At 73.5% G+C, this 2899-nt stretch carries 1 protein-coding gene and 1 pseudogene; both read right to left on the bottom strand.

Annotated elements, in window-relative coordinates:
* Positions 1–314, bottom strand: a pseudogene (locus tag J0670_RS34685) (aminoglycoside phosphotransferase family protein); the annotation flags it as partial.
* Between the two features lie 149 nt (positions 315–463).
* The gene (locus tag J0670_RS34680; protein WP_207816411.1) at positions 464–2719 is read right to left on the bottom strand and encodes an MMPL family transporter; all 2256 of its coding nucleotides are present in this window, start codon (positions 2717–2719) and stop codon (positions 464–466) included.
* Positions 2720–2899 lie beyond the last annotated feature (180 nt).

The raw sequence follows: 2899 nt of genomic DNA, 5'->3' as shown, positions 1-2899 counted from the left end.
GCGGGGGCGAGCCGGTGCCAGAAGGTGACGGGGTGTCCGTGGGCCAGCTGCGGCTCGGGCGCCACCGCCTCGTACGGGCGGACCACCGGGACGCCCTGCCCGGCCATCCAGTGGGCGACGGTCAGCTCGCGGTGCGCCCGGTCGTACAGCTCGGGGCCGCGGCCGACCTTGGCGACCACGGCCGGGTCGCCGAGGTCGAAGACGGCGTTCTCGCCGAGCGCGAGCAGCCGGGCGTCGCCGGGGCCGGGCAGTCCGGCGGACTCGCAGGCATGGGCGAGCAGCAGCCGGGCGCGGCCCTCGTCGAAGGGGATCATGGCTGGGCTCCGTTCCGCCGGTGTTCGTCCGGGGGATGCCGGACGGTGATCATCATGACCCACGGACGCCGGGCCCCGCGCGCTGCGGGGCCCGGCACCGGCACGGCCGTGCGGAAGGAAGCGGAAGGAAGAGAGGGGAGGAGAGGGGATCAGACCTCGACCCGGCGGTGCCGTCCGGTGTCCGCGCTGTCCGCGGGGTCGGCCGGCTGCTCCCGGACGGCCCGCTCGGCGCCGGCCGGCGGGAGGGGCTCGCCGTGCGAGAGGTCGGGCAGCCAGTTCAGCCAGCGCGGCAGGTACCAGTTGCGCTCGTCGAGCAGGGTCATCACCGAGGGCAGCAGCACCGCGCGGATCACCGTCGCGTCGATCAGCACCGCGACGGCCAGGCCCACGCCCATCTGCTTCATCACCTGCATGGACAGGGTGCCGAAGACCGCGAACACCGCGACCATGATCACCGCGGCGCTGGTGACCACGCCGGCCGTGGAGCGGATGCCGTGGGCGATCGCGGCCCGGGTCGGAAGGCCGTGGTCGTGGCCCTCCTTGATCCGGGAGACCACGAACACGTGGTAGTCCATCGAGAGCCCGAAGAGGATCACGAAGAGGAACAGCGGCACCCAGGACTCGACCGCGCCGACCCCGGCGGTGCCCAGCAGTGAGGCGCCCACGCCGTGCTGGAAGACCAGCGTCAGCACCCCGTACGCGGCGCCCACCGAGAGCAGGTTGAGCGCGACGGCGGTGAGGGCGACGGCCAGCGAGCGGAAGGAGGTGAGCATCAGCAGGAAGGCGAAGGCGACGACGAAACCGAAGACCAGCGGCATGGAGCCGGTCATCCTGCTGTTGAAGTCGTGCGATCCGGCGGTGTTGCCGGTGACCGGGGCCTCGGTGCCGGGCACCGTGAGGACGGTGGCGGGCACCAGCTCCTCGCGCAGGGTCCTCAGCGCGTCGTTGCTGGTGGCGTCGTTGCCGGTGCCGTTGAGCGGGATGTCGACGGTGGCGATGTTCTCGTCGGCGTGCACCGCGACCTCGACCGGCCCGTGCATCCGCCCGCTGGCCAGGGCCCTGGCCTTGAGGTCGGCGATGGCGGCGGTCATCGCGGGGGAGGAGATGTCCCGGGCCTTGATCACGACGGTGGCGGGGCCGGGGCTGCCGGGGAAGGCGGCCTCGATCTTCTGCGAGGCGGCGACCAGGGCGTTGCCGGCGGGCAGCTGCTGCTGGAAGGTCAGGTTGGCGGTGTGCATGGTGAGCATCGGCGCTGCCAGGCCGAGCAGCGCGGCCCCGGCGAGCAGGGTGGCGGCCAGCGGGCGGCGCAGCACCGGGGTCAGCACGGCGTTCCAGAACCGCCCACCGGTGTCGGCCGCGTCGGGGCGGCGCAGCCTGGCGAGGAAGGGGACGCGGCCCTTCTCGACCCGGTCGCCGAGCATGGACAGCAGCGCGGGCAGCACGGTGAGCGAGCCGAGCACGGCGGTGACCACGACCACGATGGTGGCGTAGCCCATCGCGCGGAAGTCGGCGAGCCCGGTGAGGAACATCCCGGCCATGGCGACCACGACGGTGACGCCGGAGACCAGGACGGCCCGGCCGCTGGTGGCGGCGGCCACGGCCAGCGCGGTGGCGGCGTCGCGCCCGGCGGCCCGCTCCTCGCGCTCGCGGCGCAGGTAGAACAGGCAGTAGTCGACGCCGACGGCGAGGCCGACCAGCAGCATCACCGAGCTGGCGTTGTCGCTGGTGTGCAGCAGCCCGCTGCTGAGCGCGACCAGTCCGCCGGCCGCGACGAAGGCGGTCAGCGCGAGCACCACCGGCAGCACGGCGGCGACGAGCGCGCCGAAGGCGATGAGCAGGATGCCGAGGGCCAGCGGCACGGCCGTCCACTCGGCCCGGGCGAAGTCGTTCTTGAACTGGTCCTGCATCCACTTCGCGGAGCTGGCGTCGCCGAGCTCGACCACGGTGAGGTCGGGGTGCCGGCGCTGTACGTCGGCCACCGCGTCCATGACGGACCCCACGCCGGCGACCGCCTCCTCGCGGTCGCCCTTGAGGGTGAGCAGGACGAGGGCGGAGCGGCCGTCCGCCGACACCGCCCCGGTGTCGTACGGGGAGCGGACCTCGGCCGTCTTGCCGGTGCCGTTCACGGCGGTGACGACCTGGCCGACCGCGGCCCTGAAGTCCGGGTCGTCGGCGCCGCGGGTGGCGCTCTGGACCAGGACGGTCTCGCCGACCGGGTTCTTCAGCCCGGCCTCGTCCAGGATCCGCGCGGCGCGCGAGACCTGGCCGGGCATCCGCTCGGAGTCGGTCACCTTGCTGTTGCCGTGCGTTCCGCCGAGCGCGGCGGTCAGGACGACGAACAGCAGCCAGCCGAAGACGGCGGTCTTTCTGTGTCGGGCGCTCCAGGCGCCCATGGCGGCGGCCATGCCGAGTCTGGTCTTCACGGGAGGTCCCTCTGGGGAAGCGGCGGTCGTCGCCGGGCGTGATCGGCGGTGGACCGGTCGCCCCGACCGCCGGAGAGTTGCTCGCCGGTACGGCTCCGGCGTCGCAACTGACAGTAGGGAAGCGCTGGTTGGGCGGTAATCCGGCTGGCGGGTGATCACGCC

It is taken from the genome of Streptomyces sp. FH025 (assembly GCF_017427025.1).
Taxonomy (GTDB): Bacteria; Actinomycetota; Actinomycetes; order Streptomycetales; family Streptomycetaceae; genus Kitasatospora.
The sequence above is the reverse complement of the archived record's forward strand: the minus strand, read 5'-3'. Positions and strand labels throughout refer to the sequence as shown.

What these genes read in the sequence shown, in the direction of transcription:
- J0670_RS34680 (WP_207816411.1), bottom strand. Translation starts at nt 2,719, where the DNA reads ATGGCCGCCGCCATGGGCGCCTGGAGCGCCCGACACAGAAAGACCGCC.